The following is a 17,093-nucleotide window of genomic DNA, read 5'->3' as shown; positions in this document are numbered from 1 at the left end:
AACTTTCAAATGAGCTTCGAACTTTCACGGGGTGTTTCCAAATAAACGTTCAGCGTTTTTAATTAAATCGTTTTTAATCAAAACGTCTTTTAAAAATCTTTCAAAAAAATGTCTATTTGCAAAAACCTTGCACGCCTACTTTTTGCAGAAACCAGAGCAGCTTTTGCTGCCCTGGCTATCTGTTTTACGCTTTAAAACTTTGCTGTTATAACCTTAAATTACAGGCTGAACACCATTAAACCGCCACCCATGTTTGTGTGGTGTTGCAGTTCTTTAAACGCACCAACTGCACCTAAACCTGCGCTTGGGTCAGTCAAGTCGAACACTAGACCAACACCAGGCCAACCACCTACGCCATACATACTTGCAACGTATTGTTTGCCTTTGAAAGCGTATGTCATTGGAGATCCGATACCGCCCGAAGGCATTTTGAATTTCCACAACTCATTACCGTTGTTTTTATCCAAAGCTTTGATATGGCCATCTAAAGTGTTGTACCAAACTAAGCCACCTTTGGTGTAAAGCGTACCGCCCCAAGCTGCGAATTTCTCCCATTTGGACCATTTAACTTTACCTGTAACAGTGTCAAACGCACGCACTGTACCCATTTCTTTCTTAGTTGGTCCGCTTGGGCCAGGATACATCGCGAGTGTTGCGCCCACGAAGAATTGACCTGCACGGTATGGCAACATGAACGGCTCCCAATCCATACAAATGTGGTTTAAGCCAGCATATAAAGTACGGCTTTCAGGATCGTATGAGTCAACACCTTGGTTATGGAAGCCCATCGCTGAAGGACAAATGTTGGTACCTTTATGGTCCATACGTGTTGAGAACTCTGGATCACGTACTGGTAAACCAGTTTTTAGATCCACTTTTTTGAACACGTTAACTGCTGGATCTACTTTGTCTGCCAAGATCAATGCACCAGTGTCACGATTAAGCGTATACATGATGCCGTTACGGTCAATGTGCGTTAATAGCGGCGTCATTTTGCCTTTAACTGGTTGATCAGTTAGCACCATTTGGTTCACACCAGCAAAATCCCACTCATCATGTGGTGTTTTTTGGTAGCCCCATTTAGCTTCGCCTGTATCAACATCACGTGCCCAAATAGTCATCGTCCATTTGTTGTCACCAGGACGCATTGTTTCATTCCAAGGTGCAGGATTGCCTGAACCGTAATAGAACAAGTTTAATTTTGGATCATATGCATACCAACCCCAGTTAGTGCCGCCGCCGATTTTCCAAGCGTCGCCTTCCCAAGTTTTAGTACCTAAGCCAAATTGACCGTAGTGTGGATTGTCTTTGTTGAAGTCTTTTGCAAGCTTGATCTCATTGTCTGGACCTGTTGCAAACGTACGCCATTTCAATGCACCTGTTTTTAAATCAACCGCGTTTACAGCACCACGAACACCCAGCTCAGCACCAGAACAGCCGATCAACACAGTGTCTTTAACTACATACGGTGCTTGAGTTAATGTCATGCCGACTTTAGGATCGCACAGCTCAACTTTCCAGTTTTCTTTACCTGTTTTAGCATCTAACGCCATCAAGATACCGTCTGCTTGCTTTTTAATGATTTGACCAGCGCCATAAGCCACACCACGATCCACAATATCGCAACACATCACGGCTTTTGTCGAAGCATCTTGTTTTGGCTTATGCGCCCAAACAATCACGCCAGGATCATTTAAATTAACGGCATAAGTATTGTTTGGAAATGCAGAGTGAATGTACATCATGTCACCGATGACTAGCGGCGCACCTTCATGACCGTGCAAAACGCCAGTTGAGAATGACCAAGCGGCTTTTACATTCTTCACATTGCCTTTATTGATTTGGTTTAATTCACTGTTATGTTGACTGGTGTAATTACCTGTTTGTGTCGCCCATTGGTTTGGGTCTTGTACTCTTTTATCTAAATCAGCATCAGCATATGCAGTTTGTACGACTGCAAGTGCAAGAAGCGCGCCGATTGCGGCACTAACACTGGCGTTAGCCTGTTTGCGTTCCATATCCATAGTCTCCCATTGGTAGTTAATACTAAAAAGCCACAATCAAGATCAATTTGGCTGAACGCATTCTGCACTTTCACTCTTTGCTGAATAAGATGAATCTTTCCCGTTTTTATATGAAAGTTCTCACGGGTGGATTACCCATAATCTTGCACATACTTAAAGCTAAGCATGAGTGATGGGAAAGTTTCCCCTATTCATGCGATTTCTTTTACTGCAAGATACCGCGATGAAAATTTTTGATTTACTGGGTTTCTTTAGTCTGGGTCGCTTTAGTGTTGTTAAACGTGATGCCTTATGGCTTACGCTTATCATTCTTTTCACTTACGCATTCATTATTAGTATCGATTTAGCAGAAACAGTGACTGCGAAATTTGCAAAATATGAAAACCTGCAACTAGATGAATTACCATTTTTATTATTGTTAATGGCATTTGGACTAACTTGGTTCACGTATCGCAGAGTGCGCGAGCGTGACCAGGAGATTGTTTTGCGCATGCAGGCGGAGGACAAAATAATGCGTTTACTCACCGAAAATAAGGCGCTGACGCAACATTTAATTAAGGTGCAAGAAGCGGAACGCCAGCAGCTTGCCATCGATTTACATGATGATATTGGTCAGTATTTATTGGCCATTCGGCTGGATGCTTCTGCGCTTAATCTATCCATGAACAATGCGCCCGTTTCTACAACGGTTAACCTGCACGCCAGACGAATTTTGTCGAATGCACAACATATTCAAGAGATGACGCGCACCTTGATGCGCCGTTTAAGGCCAGCGCCAACGGACACCAAAGGCTTATTTGATAGTATTCAGCAGTTAACGTTGGAATGGCATCAACAGCATCCGCATATTGAGCTGGATAGTAATATTGACCGGCTTTCAGTCGTATTCACGCAGCAAATGAGCATCACGATTTACCGTTTAATTCAAGAAACACTGACGAATATCTCTAAATATGCCAACGCGACCAGTGTGTGGATTACGCTGACTTTACAGCGCAGTGAGGCTAAGCGTTATATCCATTTAGAGATTAAAGATAATGGCAACGGTTATGCCAGTGATACCGCTCAAGGCATGGGCATGATTGGTATGAGAGAGCGTGTAACTTCACTGATGGGCGAGTTTCACATTACCAGCCACGTCAATCATGGCGTGACAGTGGTTGCAAAAATTCCATTAATGTCGCTTTAACAGCGTATGCCCATCATGTATTCAAATAGCCAATCTTTTAACGCATCACGAGAAAACAAGCTGCAAACAAAAATGAACAAATCCATACTAATTGTTGATGATCATGTTGTGGTCAGACAAGGCTTAAAAAGCCTGCTGACACAATGGGGCTATAAAGTCGTCGCCGAAGCCACTAGTGGTGAAAACGCTATTTCTCTTTGGCAAGATCATCAACCACATTTGATTTTGATGGACTTAGACATGCCAGGACTTGGCGGTTTGGAGGCGATGCAACGTATTTTACTGCGTGATAAAAATGCAAAGATTTTGGTTTACAGCATGCATGAAGGTAACGCGTTTGCCATACGCGCCATTCAAGCTGGCGCTAAAGGTTATGTCGTCAAAACCGATGACGTCAGCATCTTGCTGGAAGCCGTGGACAAAGTATTACGTGGCGGCAAATATATCGGGCAAAAGTTAGCGCAGCATTTGGCGATGGAATTAATCACCGAACTAGATAACCCGCTTGGCAAGTTAACGCCCAGAGAGTTTGAAGTATTCAGGCAATTGGCCAATGGCAATGCATTAGGCTTTATTTCAGATAGTTTAAATATCAGTTACAAAACCGTCGCCAATATCCAAACCCAAGTGAAACAAAAGCTGAATGTGAAAACCACCGCAAACTTGGTGCATTTGGCGATTCAGCTCGGCATTACGCAAAACAAATCTTAATGCATCACTTTTATACATAACTTAACAACTCATTTACCTTTTAACAAACCATTCACATAAGGACTGCAAAATGAAACATTTCCAACTTATATTTATCTCGATTGCACTATTTTTTGCTTCAAATGCACTGCAAGCGAAAGATAGCCCAGCCAAAACCACTTATAAAGAGATGGATTTCATTCAATTGGTAAATGGCAAAAGCCGGGAAGATGTGGCAAAAATCCTTGGCAATCCGGCTAGAAAGACCACGCCAGTGATGCCAACCAACGCCGCGCAGATTGTGCAAGAAAATGCGAAAATCGATACACCGCGCAAAAAAGATTCGATTGAAATGTGGCACTACAATAACTTGGTCACGTACAATTCAAAAAATACTTACAAGCGCACAGAGCTAACGTTTATCAATGATAAGTGCTCAAATATCACTTACATCAATAACTAGCATTAACAGCCAGTTATCAACAATTAATAAACCTTAATAATTAAAACCAATATTAGTTAATACTTAATTTTACTCAATTAAATTTTAACTAGATTTAAGTGTTAACTAAGAAAAACCATCCAAAACCAGTATGAACATAAGCGCTGTTTTCTCGTCATTTTTTTAGAAAAAATAACTGTTTTAAAAAAAATTGTCCAAATTTAATGCGTTAAGTTAACCATATTACAACTTTAATAAAATCACCAAACCATACTGTTTATGCGCCTTTGCATACAGTATGGTTTTTTTGCATGATAGATTTCAACCGTAAAATTAGCCAACAAATATTCTGTGGCATAACAATTGCTTATCTTTAACAAAACAGTATCAATTACCAACAGGATAAGACGATAACAATGAATCTTAATTATAATATTTGGCTGATAGTGCTCTCGCTTACCGCGAGTAGCTTTGCCATGTATATTATTTTTGGATTTATCGATCACCTTTACCGCACCACCACGCGTTATAGAAACATTTTATTTAGCGTTTATTCAGTGGCAGTGGGCACAGGTTTGTGGGCGATTCATTTTATCAATCTATTAATATTTCACGGCAACTCATCTTTTACCATCTTCTCAGTAGACATGTTCGCCGCGTGGTTAGTCGCTTTAATCATCAGCTTTACTTTATGTTATGTGGCCAGCAAAAAAGTAATTGTGCTCGGTAAACTTATATTAGGCGGCGGCATTATTGGCGTAGGTAGTTATGCGATGTTTTATTTAGCGCTCAATGGCTTAAATGAAATGAATAAAGTTTCTAATGGCGCTGCATTCATCACTTTTGAGCCGCTATCCCTATTAGTAGCCATCTCAGTCGCTTTCATTGCAGCAGTCATTTCGTTGGCATCCACCTCTTGGATGAAAGATTATGCGGGCGAAAACAAAGTATTAATCAAACTGATTTTTTCATTCCTCACTGGCATCACCATCTTAGCGATACATGCCACGTTTAACACATCAATCAATGTGCATACACATATAACACAAGCTGGCGTAACTTCCGATAAAACCATGTTAGCTTTGGTGATTACACTGGGTTTAGTTTGCTTATTTTTGCTGGCATTCGTTGTGGCGCTGTATTACGAAAAGTTTGGCGTCAGCACTTTTCAAATCAGCATAATGGATAAAAAAACTATTCCAGACACTGCGAATACTGGCTATAAAGATCCGTTAACACACCTGCCAAACAGACGCGCGTTTCAACGCGAATTAGAAACAGCGGTTAAGCGCAGCACACGCGCCAGCAATACCATTGCCTTAGCCTATATTGATTTAGATCACTTTAAGCCAATCAATGATAATTATGGTCATCATGTGGGCGATGCAGTTTTATTAATGGTCGCACAACGCTTAGATGCCGCAGTTAGGGCTTGCGATACAGTTGCGCGTATTGGTGGCGATGAGTTTGTAGCGTTAATTGATGAGATCAAAACGGATGAGGATATTATTCCGATTGTCGAACGTATCGTGCAATCGATTAAAGAGCCATTTTTAGTCGGCGATCAACAGATCGAGATTTCTTGCTCTGTTGGCATTGCCGTGTATCCACGCGATGGTGATATCGACAAACTGATGGTTTGTGCAGATGCCGCCATGTATAAAGCCAAAGAAAGTGGTAAAAATCAATTCAGATTTTTTGACTCTGAAATTGAATCGGCATCAGACCAAATGCTGGAAATGCAACGTGATTTACGTTTGGCGATTGAAAACAATGAATTTAGCTTAGTGTTTCAACCAAAAGTACATTGCAAAACCCAATCACCCATTGGTGCGGAAGCATTAATTCGTTGGAATCACCCGACTAAAGGTGTGCTTTTACCAACTGCTTTTATTCCTGCAGCCGAACGTTTTGGCCTTATCAACCAAATTAATGATTGGGTAGTAGAAGAAGGTTGTCGTGCGATTCATCGTGCAAAAGAGGACGGAATTGATTTAAATGTGTCAATCAACCTTGCACGCCAACAATTTAGAAACCCGAATCTAGTCGAAGAAATATTGCAATTGCGCAAACGCTATAGCATTCCTGCCGATAACTTGATGTTTGAAATCAAAGAAACGACCGCTATTCGTAATGAAGAGCAATTTAAACACTTGTTACGTCAATTTAAAGCGGCCGATATCAAAGTCGCGCTGGACGATTTTGGCTCTCATCAATTTAGCTTAAGCTATTTACAGCATTTAAATATTGATGAAATTAAGCTTGATAAAGTTTTTATCGCGCAAATTAACGAAAACAAAGCATCACGTGCAGTAGTCGATGCGGTGATTCGATTAGCACATGCATTAGATTTAAATGTGGTGGCCGAAGGCGTAGAAACCAAAGCGCAACGTGACGCTTTAGTGGATTTGAATTGCAATCACATGCAAGGATATTTCTTCTCTAAACCACTTTCTGAAGAGAAATTACTGAAATTGTTCAAACAATTAAACGTCAATTTTGAATCAACTGGTCAATTTTCAATCTCAGATTATCAATCAGAAGCAGCATAAAATCGCATAAGCACGGGTTAAGCACAGCTAATTGTCATCAATAGTGCTGGCTAGATGTTAAAATAAGGCTTAATTTAGTTAAACTTTATGCAAAAACATCATCATGAAACTTTATGGCATCCCAAACTGCAACACAGTCAAAAAAGCCCGCGATTGGCTTGCTGCACACGATATTGCAGTCGAATTTCATGACTTTAAAAAACAAGGCGTTTCCGAAGCAGATTTAAATAACTGGCTGAAACAAATACCACAAGAAAAACTGATTAATCGCGCCGGCCTTACCTGGCGTGGTTTAGACCAAGACACCAAAAACAGCATTACAGATAACACTTCTGCGATCGCTTTAATGCAATCCAAAACCAGCTTGATTAAGCGTCCACTTTTGATTCAAAACGATGTCATCTTGTGCACAGGTTTTGATGAGGCTCGTTATGCAGAAATTTTTAATATCTAATTTTCGTAACTGAATTTATTGCATCAAAAAAAGTGTTAAGTCGCTATTATTTAGTCACGTTATTTGCTATTAAATCAATGTACTGAACAAAAATGAAATGAAAGTTTTAAACCATGAATAAAGCTTCTCCATCTACCACGCTTGAGCTTGCGATTGATTTGCTCAAACGCCAATCCAACACGCCTGAAGATGCCGGCTGCCAAGAAACCATGATTGCGCGGCTTGAACCTTTAGGTTTCAAAATCGAACGCATGCGTTTTGGTGATGTTGATAATTTTTATGCGCGTCGCGGCACAGCGTCGCCTTTACTGGTTTTTGCTGGCCATACCGATGTCGTGCCAACTGGCCCAATCGACAAGTGGCATACGCCGCCTTTTGAGCCAACGATTGTCGATGGTATGTTATATGCGCGTGGTGCGGCGGATATGAAAACTTCGCTGGCCGCATTTATCACTAGCATTGAAGAGTTCGTCGCAGAAAATCCAGATCACAAAGGTTCTATTGGTTTACTGATTACTTCGGATGAAGAAGGTATTGCAGTAAACGGTACGATTAAAGTGATCGAAGTATTAAAAAATCGTGGCGAATTGATTGATTACTGTATCGTTGGCGAGCCGACCAGCAATAAAGTCGTCGGTGATATGATTAAAAATGGCAGACGCGGCTCATTATCCGGGAAGCTGACTGTTAAAGGCATACAAGGCCATATTGCCTATCCGCATCTGGTTAAGAATCCCATCCATCTGGTCGCACCCGCGATTAAAGACATGGTAGAAACGGTCTGGGACAAGGGTAACGAATATTTCCCGCCAACCTCTTGGCAGATTTCAAATATGAATGGTGGCACAGGCGCTACCAATGTTGTGCCAGGCGAAGTTGAGATTTTATTTAACTTTAGATTTTGCCCAGAATTAGCTGGTACTGATGGTATTAAAAACGGCAGTACCGACGCCAATTTAAGACAACGTGTGCATGCTATTTTAGATAAACATACGCTTGATTACGATCTGGAATGGGAGTATTCACCGCCTTACATCACGCCACGCGGTAATTTGGTTGAGACGATTTCTGAAGCGATTGTTGAAAGTTACGGTGTTTCGCCTGAGTTATCCACCACGGGCGGCACGTCTGACGGACGCTTTATTGCTGATATTTGCAAACAAGTGATTGAGTTTGGCCCGTTAAATAAAACTATTCATAAGTTGAATGAGTGTGTTGGCGTGGCAGATATTGAACCGCTAAAACAAACATACAAGCTAACGCTTGAAAAATTAATTAAATAATATTAATTCAATCATAAAACTGATTAAGTAGAAAAAATCCAATGACGCATTTCCCAAGATTAACAGAAGAGTTATTTACGATTCGCGACTGGTTACGCTTTACGGTGAGCCAGTTTGAAAAAGCTGAAGTTTTCTTTGGTCATGGCACCGATAATAGTTATGACGAGGCAGTTTGGCTGGTGATGAGCGCGCTGCATCTACCGCACGACACACTGAATAATTTTTTAGATGCGGTAATTACCGAACAAGAGCGCAAACACTTAGCGCATTTAATTGAGCAACGCATTACCAAGCGTACGCCAACTGCATACTTAGTGCGTGAGGCTTGGCTGCGAGGCTTTAAGTTTTATGTCGATGAGCGTGTCATTGTGCCGCGTAGTTTTATTGCCGAATTGTTAGACTTTAACGAGGAAGGCGAGCATGGCTTGCAGCCGTGGATTGAGCATCCTGAACTCATTAACTCTGCCGCGGATATTTGTACTGGCAGCGGCTGCTTAGGCATTTTGCTGGCTAACGCTTTTCCTGATGCAACAATTGATGTGGTAGATATTTCAACCGACGCGATTGCGGTGGCTAATATCAACATCTCTAATTACGGATTACAAGATCAAATCACCGCGATTCAATCGGATATGTTTACCGCATTACAAGGTAAAACTTACGATTTAATTATCAGCAATCCACCTTACGTTGATGCGCCTAGCATGGCGGCCTTGCCGCTTGAATATCAAAATGAACCGCAATTAGCGTTGGGTAGCGGCGCAGATGGCTTAGACCACACTCACACGATTTTGCGCGAGGCAGCCAATTACTTAAATGATGATGGACTATTAATCGTAGAGATTGGTCACAACCGCGACGCATTGCTTGATGCCTACCCAGATTTAGCTTTTACATGGTTAACGGTCGAATCAGGCAATCAATATGTGTTTTTGCTAACTAAAGAGCAGTTAACTACTATATGAAAAATTTGCGCCCCATTGTTGCAATAGTATTATCAACCGCTCTATTCGCTTGCGTAAAATCCATTCCAACACAGCCAGTCGCTGACGACAAACAAGTGATGTGCACGCAAGATGTCACACAATGCCCAGATGGTAGCTGGGTCGGAAGAACAGGCAATACGTGTGCATTTGTCTGCCCAGCACAAAAATAACTAAGCCTACTTATTAAAACTGCACTGACGGCAATCCGTAAACATTCAAGCCGATTGAATAGAAATTATGATCTTGATCCACGGCTAAATCTCTGCCGCCAGTAATATTCAGATTGAGCTTGTTGGGAATTAGCGCAATATTAAGTCCAGTATGAATGATGGGGCGAACAACATCATCACCAAACGCTTCCGCAAAAACTGAAACACGATTTACCAAACTATACTCAGCTCCCAAACCCCAAGTTGTTCGATTAAAACTAGAAGCACGATTTTTAATCCATCCTAGATTGGCATGAACAATCAAGGTATCATCTGCAAATGACATGCTATACGGCACATAGATAAAGTCCGCACCTGCATCACCATGTCTTGGACGAATGATGCCAAACGCCACACCCGCTCCCCAGCTATTGGTTTGCAATTCACGAAACAGCGTTTTACCTTGCAGCATGTAACTATCCACGTTGTTATTTGCGTGAGTTTGCAACTGATTAATACCAAGAGTTACTTCAAAATTGCCCGTGGGATTACAAGCAGGCAACGCCCATAAATCGCGATCATGATTCGCATTAAATTGCATCCATGTTTCGATTTGACAAGTTTGAGGTGTGGTTAACGCTGCATCATCGGTGAAAAATGGGCGCCCTGCCCAAGCAGCATGAGAGACTAAACACAATAAACAGACTACGAACCGAATCAAATAAATCACCATGATGATTGAATGAAAGCCTGACTAAGCTAATTCCTACTTTAGCGTGTGGATTTTTTTGTGCTTGCTTGTGGGATGTCGCTAGTTTGGCGCACGCGTCTGTTAGCCGTTCTTCTCGGTGCAGATTTTTTAGCCTCTGTATTTTTAGCCACACGCCCACGCTGAACAGGTTTACCATCTTCACCGATTTCACGCACTGGTCTATCCAAAGCGCTCATTCTTTGTTTGCGTACTTTTGGCACAAATACAGCGGTAGCTTTGTCTTTTTCACGCTGATTTAATTGTCTTAATGGCGCTCTTGGCACTTCTAATCCCGCCCATTCCAACAACTCCACTACTGTTTTTTGTTCCAGTTTTAACATAGTGCCGCGTTTTACCCTTGGTGGTAGATTCACTGGTCCAAAACGTACACGCATCAAGCGGCTAACCGGCAATTGAAACGCTTCGAACAAACGGCGCACTTCGCGGTTTCTGCCCTCACGAATAATCACTTGGTACCAATGATTTGCGCCTTCACCGCCTTGTGCACTAATGCTGTCAAAACTCGCAGGGCCATCTTCAAGCTCAATCCCTTGGGTGAGCATGGTCATTTGCTCATCTGTTAACTCACCAAAAATTCGCACGGCATATTCACGCTCTACTTCATAACGCGGATGCATAAAACGATTGGCCAAATCACCAGAGTTTGTGAATATCAACAAACCACTGGTGTTCATATCCAATCGACCGATCGCTATCCATTTACCTTGTTTGATTTTTGGCAGCTTATCAAAAACCGTTGCACGCCCTTCTGGATCATCTTGACTGACGATTTCACCTTCCGGCTTGTGGTAAATTAATACTTGCGGCAACTCTGCTTCAAATGATAAACGTACAGGTCGGCTATCAATACGCACCACATCATACTGGGTAACGCCTGCCCCCACTTTGGCAACTTCGCCATTAATCGTCACACGGCCGCTGGCAATCAGCTCTTCCATATCGCGGCGCGAACCTAAACCTTGCGTGGCTAACAATTTATGTAAGCGCTGTGTTGGCTCTGGTGCTGCGTTAGAATCGTTTTCTAATTTAGTAAAATTAGTTTTAGGACGGCGAATTTGCGCTTGCGGGTCGCGTTGTTGCTTGAAAGGACGTGCCATGATGAGCTTACTTTTATTTGCTAAGCCATGATTTTACAGTAGTTATTGCTAAATCCAGCATAAATTAGCGAGGATGGCGATTATTACTTAACCATTTATTTTGAGTAATTTTTGATGGTTAACTTTTTGGCACTTAACCTTCTAACGGTATTTCGCTTTGTGCAAAATCTTCAAATGGCGGCAACTCACTTAAAGAGCGCAAATTCAGGTCATCCAAAAAGTGTTTGGTGGTTGCATAAAGTGATGGCCGGCCTGGCACTTCACGCTGCCCAACCACATCAATCCAATCGCGCTCTTGTAATTGGCGCATCACATTTGGGTTAACCGCCACACCGCGAATCTGCTCAATATCACCACGCGTCACAGGCTGTTTGTACGCAATAATAGCTAATGTTTCCATCACCGCGCGTGAATATTTTGACTGTTTTTCAGGGTTAAGTCGCGCGATAAATTCGCTGTATTGTGGCTTGGCTTGAAAGCGATAGCCAGTTGCTACTTGCACTAAATCTAGCGTTTTAGCTGCGTTTTCCTGCGCCCAATCTTGCTTTAATTCATCTAACAACATGCGCAAAGTAGTGCGTTCCATGCGCCCTAAAAACAATTTCAGCAAATCATCCAAGCTCAACGGCTGTCCAGCAGTTAGCAACGCAGCTTCTAACACTTGCTTCATTTCGATGATATTTTCAGGTTCTTTCATACAATCGCCAATATCAATCTGTTGAGCTATTTGCCTGCAGGTAAATCGGCGAAAACGCTTCTTGTTGCGTGATGCGGATTAAGCCTTCTTTTGCCAATTCTAAAATCGCCAAAAAATGCACCACTAACTTGGCTAAACCTTCTATCGCCATATCAAATAGTGCAGAAAATTCCACCATGCCATCAGCTTTTAATCGCCGTAAAATAATGCTCATGTGCTCTCGCACTGAAAGTTCAGATTTGCCGATTTTATGATGCGTGGTCAATTTGGCACGCTTTAACACGTTGCGCCATGCATCTACCAGTTCATCCAAGCTAACTTCTGGCGGTTTAATATCGGCAATATGTTGATAGTAAGCAGCCGCAACGCTAATATCCACACCCACTTGCGGCATCGCATCCAAACGTTGTGCCGCCAACTTAATCGCTTCATATTCCATCAAACGCCGCACTAGTTCTGCGCGCGGATCATCTTCCTCAGCCACTTCTTCAGGTTTTGGCAACAACATGCGCGATTTAATCTCAATTAACATCGCCGACATTAGCAAATAATCCGCCGCTAATTCCAGCTTAATCACTTTCATTTTTTCCACATACACCATATATTGCGCAGTCAATTGCGCCATGGGAATATCCAGAATATCTAAATTATGTTTGCGGATTAGATAAAGCAATAAATCCAGCGGACCTTCGAACGCTTCTAAATACACTTCCAGCGCATCTGGCGGAATGTATAAATCCTGCGGTAACTCAGCTAATTTTTCACCGTGAACACGTATGTTTAAAGTGAGCTGTGTTTGCATTTGCTAGTTAATGCCCGACAGATTTTGAGAACAGGTTAATCACGATTACGCCTGAAATAATCAGGCCCATACCAATCATAGATGGCAAATCTAACACCTGCTTATAAACCAGCCAACCGATAATCGAAACCAGCACAATGCCCATACCAGACCAAATCGCATACATAATGCCGACTGGCAACACGCGCATACTGATTGCCATAAAATAAAATGCGATACCGTAGCCAATCACCACAATAATAGATGGCACCAAACGCGTAAATTCATTTGAGGCTTTAAGTGCAGTTGTAGCGGTAACTTCACCACATATGGCGATTGCTAATGCTAACCAGTGATTCAAAATAAATAATCTTTCAAAAGTTGGATGAATCTTGTAACAACTAACAACTGAAAATCAACTGTAATTCAAACCCATCGCATCACGCACATCACGCATGGTCTCACGCGCCAATTTACGCGCTTTTTCACAGCCTTCTGCAACGATATTTTTAACTAAAGTTAAATCTTCTGCATATTCTGCTGCGCGTTCTTGAATGGGTTTCAGTTCTTTCAACACGCTTTCTATCACAGGTGTTTTACATTCTATACAACCAATAGCGGCCGTTTTGCAGCCATTTTGCACCCAATCTTGCGTGGATTTATCCGAATAAATTTCGTGTAACTGCCAGACTGGGCATTTGGCGGGATCGCCTGGATCGGTGCGGCGAATACGCGCTGGATCAGTAGGCATGGTTTTGATTTTTTTGGCAACAACGTCTTTATCTTCGCGCAATGAAATAGTGTTGTTATACGATTTAGACATTTTCTGGCCATCTAAACCCGGCATTTTAGAAGCTGGCATCAGCTTGTAATCTGGCTCGATCAAAATCATTTTTCCGCCGCCTTCAAGGTAACCAAGCAATCGTTCCTTATCGCCCATGCTCATACCTTGTTGCTCTTCAATCAAGGCGCGTGCAGATTCTAACGCTTCCTCATCGCCGGCTTGCTGATACGCACTACGCATTTCTTCATACAAGGCGCTTCTTTTGCTGCCTAATTTTTTAATGGCAGCTTTGGCTTTTTCTTCAAAACCCGTTTCTTTGCCATAGATATGATTAAAGCGGCGCGCGATTTCACGCGTGAATTCAATATGCGGAATCTGGTCTTCACCGACTGGCACCTGAGTGGCTTTGTAGATGAGAATATCGGCACTTTGCAGCAATGGATAACCTAAAAAACCGTATGTAGATAGATCTTTGCTGGCTAATTTCTCTTGCTGGTCTTTATAAGTGGGCACACGCTCTAACCAACTTAACGGTGTAATCATGCTCAATAATGTGTGTAATTCGGCATGTTCTGGCACGCGCGATTGGATGAATATAGTCGCATTTGCTGGGTCAACACCCGCTGCCAGCCAATCGATGACCATTTCCCAAACTGATTCTTCGATGATTTCTGGCGTATCGTAATGCGTGGTTAATGCATGCCAATCGGCCACAAAAAACAAGCATTCGTGTTCATGCTGTAGTTTAATCCAATTTTTAAGCACACCGTTATAGTGACCTAAATGTAAGTTCCCCGTAGGGCGCATGCCCGATAAAACGCGTTCTAACGCCATAGTTAACCCTGTAAATAACTTATTATAATTATCTGAAACTAATCAAACTAAAAAAACACCGCTGAAATACCCTGCAAAGTGAACATCACAAACGGCCACATAATTTTATCAAGAATATGCGTCACCAATAAAACTATTAAAATAATAAAGCCATAACGCTCAATTTGCGCATATTTAATCGCCAGATTATTCGGTAATAAACTCACCGCAATGCGCCCGCCATCTAGCGGCGGTATGGGCAACAAATTTAGCACCATTAAAATGGTATTGACTAATATGCCTGCTGCGCCCATTAATGCAAATGGCAATGCCGCATATTCTGGTAAAAAATGAGCGAATTGAATTGCAATTGCCCATAAAATCGCCATCCCTAAATTAGCACCCGGCCCAGCAGCCGCTACCCACAACATATCGCGTTTAGGATTACGCAGCTTCATAAAGTTAACTGGCACAGGTTTGGCCCAGCCAAAAAATATACCGCCAACCAGCATGGTGATACTCGGCACAATAACTGTGCCAACCAAATCGATATGGCGAATCGGGTTTAGCGAAATGCGACCTAAGTTATGCGCTGTCATATCGCCATAATAGCGCGCCGCGTAGCCATGCGCGGCTTCATGCACAGTAATGGCTAAAATCATGGGAATAGCGGTAACGGCAATGCGTTGAATGGTGGTGAGTGATTGCAGCGCGTTTAAAAGATTAAAAAAATCCATATTTCTTTCTGAGTATTAATACATTGCTTAATATGATTAACTTGCTTGCAAACCAAACGGCGCGGCATCGGCCACACCTTGGCGAATTAATGCGGGTTCTGCATTGGTTAAGTCGACAACCGTCGTCAAACCAGCAAAACTCACCGCAGAATCAATCACCAAGTCTACTTGGCTTTCTAAGCGTTCGCGTATTTCCCACGCTTCATTCAGCGGTGCATCGTCGTTTGGCAACTGCAAAGTCATGCTTAACATCGGTTCTGCCAGCTCATCTAACAGCGCTTGCACAACTAAATGGTCTGGCACGCGAATGCCAACCGTGCTGCGTTTTGCGTGTTGCAAACGGCGCGGCACTTCTCTGGTGGCTTTAAGTACAAACGTGTAAGCCGCCGGCGTATTGGCTTTAAGCAACCTAAATTGGCTATTATCCACTTGCGCATACACACTTAACTCACTGAGATTGCGGCAAACCAAGGTAAATAAATGGTCTGCATTTAGCCCACGAATTTGGCGAATTCTATCTTGCGCATCTTTAAAACCCATCATGCAACCCAGCGCGTAGCTAGAATCAGTCGGGTAAGCAATCACACCGCCAGCGCGCAAAATCTCAACCGCATGTTTTATCAGACGTGCTTGCGGATTATCGGCATTAATGACAAAGAATTGCGCCATATTGAAGAGTTAAGTTAACTTATTTTTTTGAATGAAATATGAATAAAAAGCAATTTGAATGGTTAGTTTAAAAAGCTAATTTAAATACTGTGCTTCTGGCCAATCCGCCCAAACAGGGTCGCAACCAGCAGGCAAATCGGGCACGCAACCCATCGCCATATAAGACAATCCTGGCCCGTGATAATCTGAACCTAATGAAGCTTTTAAGCTGAATCGATGCGCGATTTTGGCAAATTGTTGATATTGCGGCGGATTATGGCTGCCAGTGACCACTTCAATCGCCGCGCCACCGTAGCCTCTAAATTCGTGCATCAGCAACATCATATTAATTGTGCCCAAATCATAACGACCTGGATGCGCGATGACAGCTTGACCGCCAGCATTGGTAATCAAATTCACCGCCGATTCAAGATCCATCCATTGATGATCGACAAAACCAGGTTTGCCTTTGACTAGAAACTTTTTAAACACAGCTTTGGCATCTTTAGCATGGCCATTTTTGACCAAAAACTGCGCAAAATGGCTACGCGTCATAATGCTTTGTTTGGATATTTCTTTTGCGCCTTCATACGCATTTGCAATACCTACTTTCGCCAAACCTTCTGACATTTGCCTGGCGCGCTCATCGCGCCCGATGCGCACCGCAGCAAGCGCATTTTTCAAAGTCTCATTTTCCGCATCAAACCTTAAACCCACAATATGCAAAGTGCGTCTTTTCCAAGTGACCGAAATCTCCACACCATTCACAAAATGAATGCCATGCTGTTCAGCCGCAGCACGCGCAATCGCCAAGCCAGTAATATCGTCATGGTCGGTTAGCGCCATCACTTTAATGCCACTTTTTGCCGCCAACGCAACGATATCTTGCGGCGCTAATAAGCCATCTGAAATAGTGGAATGACAATGTAAGTCTATCTGTGCAGGCATAAATTATTTTTAGACAATCGAATGTTTTGCAAACAAGTCTAAATCAT

At 42.5% G+C, this 17,093-nt stretch carries 18 protein-coding genes; 8 read left to right on the top strand and 10 right to left on the bottom strand.

Translation table 11 applies throughout. The features are described from left to right. Positions 1 to 218: 218 nt before the first annotated feature. Positions 219 to 2,024, bottom strand: a complete 1,806-nt coding sequence (locus METVE_RS0108055) for a methanol/ethanol family PQQ-dependent dehydrogenase (protein ID WP_020167959.1) — start codon at positions 2,022 to 2,024, stop codon at positions 219 to 221. A gap of 193 nt (positions 2,025 to 2,217) precedes the next feature. Here METVE_RS0108055 and METVE_RS0108050 point away from each other — a divergent pair, with 193 nt between their 5' ends. The 8 genes from METVE_RS0108050 (at position 2,218) to METVE_RS0108015 (ending at position 9,790) form a co-directional block, all read left to right on the top strand. Continuing rightward, the gene (locus tag METVE_RS0108050) at positions 2,218 to 3,213 is read left to right on the top strand and encodes a sensor histidine kinase (RefSeq protein WP_232496445.1); all 996 of its coding nucleotides are present in this window, start codon (positions 2,218 to 2,220) and stop codon (positions 3,211 to 3,213) included. Positions 3,214 to 3,285: 72 nt separating this feature from the next. Then, positions 3,286 to 3,924, top strand: a complete 639-nt coding sequence (locus METVE_RS0108045; protein ID WP_026362071.1) for a response regulator — start codon at positions 3,286 to 3,288, stop codon at positions 3,922 to 3,924. 70 nt (positions 3,925 to 3,994) lie between these two features. Beyond that, positions 3,995 to 4,366 (top strand): hypothetical protein, encoded by a 372-nt coding sequence (locus tag METVE_RS0108040; protein WP_020167956.1) that lies wholly within the window; start codon positions 3,995 to 3,997, stop codon positions 4,364 to 4,366. 395 nt (positions 4,367 to 4,761) lie between these two features. Further along, positions 4,762 to 6,897 carry a bifunctional diguanylate cyclase/phosphodiesterase gene (locus METVE_RS0108035; RefSeq protein ID WP_020167955.1) on the top strand — a complete coding sequence of 712 codons (2,136 nt, stop codon included), beginning with the start codon at positions 4,762 to 4,764 and terminating at the stop codon, positions 6,895 to 6,897. A gap of 103 nt (positions 6,898 to 7,000) precedes the next feature. Then, positions 7,001 to 7,351: an arsenate reductase gene (locus METVE_RS0108030; protein ID WP_020167954.1), complete on the top strand. Its 351-nt coding sequence runs from the start codon at positions 7,001 to 7,003 to the stop codon at positions 7,349 to 7,351. 113 nt (positions 7,352 to 7,464) lie between these two features. Next, complete coding sequence (dapE, locus tag METVE_RS0108025; protein ID WP_020167953.1) at positions 7,465 to 8,634, top strand: succinyl-diaminopimelate desuccinylase; 1,170 nt, start codon at positions 7,465 to 7,467, stop codon at positions 8,632 to 8,634. A gap of 41 nt (positions 8,635 to 8,675) precedes the next feature. Next, positions 8,676 to 9,599 (top strand): 50S ribosomal protein L3 N(5)-glutamine methyltransferase, encoded by a 924-nt coding sequence (gene prmB / locus METVE_RS0108020; protein WP_020167952.1) that lies wholly within the window; start codon positions 8,676 to 8,678, stop codon positions 9,597 to 9,599. Beyond that, positions 9,596 to 9,790, top strand: coding sequence for a hypothetical protein (locus tag METVE_RS0108015; protein WP_020167951.1), 195 nt, complete (start codon positions 9,596 to 9,598; stop codon positions 9,788 to 9,790). Before prmB ends, METVE_RS0108015 begins: the two co-directional genes overlap by 4 nt. A gap of 13 nt (positions 9,791 to 9,803) precedes the next feature. On the opposite strand, the gene METVE_RS0108010 is transcribed toward METVE_RS0108015, so the two are convergent. The 9 genes from METVE_RS0108010 to METVE_RS0107970 all read right to left on the bottom strand — a co-directional run bounded on the left by METVE_RS0108010 (position 9,804) and on the right by METVE_RS0107970 (position 17,046). Further along, entirely contained in the window at positions 9,804 to 10,499 is a 696-nt protein-coding gene (locus METVE_RS0108010; RefSeq protein ID WP_232496469.1) for a hypothetical protein, read from the bottom strand. A gap of 41 nt (positions 10,500 to 10,540) precedes the next feature. Beyond that, positions 10,541 to 11,638 (bottom strand): pseudouridine synthase, encoded by a 1,098-nt coding sequence (locus METVE_RS0108005; RefSeq protein WP_020167949.1) that lies wholly within the window; start codon positions 11,636 to 11,638, stop codon positions 10,541 to 10,543. Positions 11,639 to 11,771: 133 nt separating this feature from the next. Next, a complete protein-coding gene (scpB, locus tag METVE_RS0108000; RefSeq protein ID WP_020167948.1) occupies positions 11,772 to 12,335 on the bottom strand; it encodes an SMC-Scp complex subunit ScpB in 564 nt (187 codons plus the stop codon). A gap of 13 nt (positions 12,336 to 12,348) precedes the next feature. After that, positions 12,349 to 13,137 carry a segregation and condensation protein A gene (locus METVE_RS0107995; protein WP_020167947.1) on the bottom strand — a complete coding sequence of 263 codons (789 nt, stop codon included), beginning with the start codon at positions 13,135 to 13,137 and terminating at the stop codon, positions 12,349 to 12,351. A 7-nt stretch (positions 13,138 to 13,144) separates the two neighbouring features. Next, positions 13,145 to 13,477, bottom strand: coding sequence for a DMT family transporter (locus METVE_RS0107990; protein WP_020167946.1), 333 nt, complete (start codon positions 13,475 to 13,477; stop codon positions 13,145 to 13,147). Positions 13,478 to 13,531: 54 nt separating this feature from the next. Next, positions 13,532 to 14,734, bottom strand: coding sequence for a tryptophan--tRNA ligase (locus tag METVE_RS0107985; RefSeq protein ID WP_020167945.1), 1,203 nt, complete (start codon positions 14,732 to 14,734; stop codon positions 13,532 to 13,534). A gap of 47 nt (positions 14,735 to 14,781) precedes the next feature. Beyond that, positions 14,782 to 15,450 carry a site-2 protease family protein gene (locus tag METVE_RS0107980; RefSeq protein ID WP_020167944.1) on the bottom strand — a complete coding sequence of 223 codons (669 nt, stop codon included), beginning with the start codon at positions 15,448 to 15,450 and terminating at the stop codon, positions 14,782 to 14,784. 36 nt (positions 15,451 to 15,486) lie between these two features. Then, entirely contained in the window at positions 15,487 to 16,119 is a 633-nt protein-coding gene (locus METVE_RS0107975; RefSeq protein ID WP_020167943.1) for an L-threonylcarbamoyladenylate synthase, read from the bottom strand. A 75-nt stretch (positions 16,120 to 16,194) separates the two neighbouring features. Next, entirely contained in the window at positions 16,195 to 17,046 is an 852-nt protein-coding gene (locus METVE_RS0107970; protein WP_020167942.1) for a 3',5'-nucleoside bisphosphate phosphatase, read from the bottom strand. Positions 17,047 to 17,093: the final 47 nt, after the last annotated feature.

The organism is Methylotenera versatilis 79, assembly GCF_000384375.1.
GTDB lineage: Bacteria > Pseudomonadota > Gammaproteobacteria > Burkholderiales > Methylophilaceae > Methylotenera_A > Methylotenera_A versatilis_B.
Note: the sequence above shows the minus strand (reverse complement) of the source record. Positions and strands in the feature narration are given on the sequence as shown.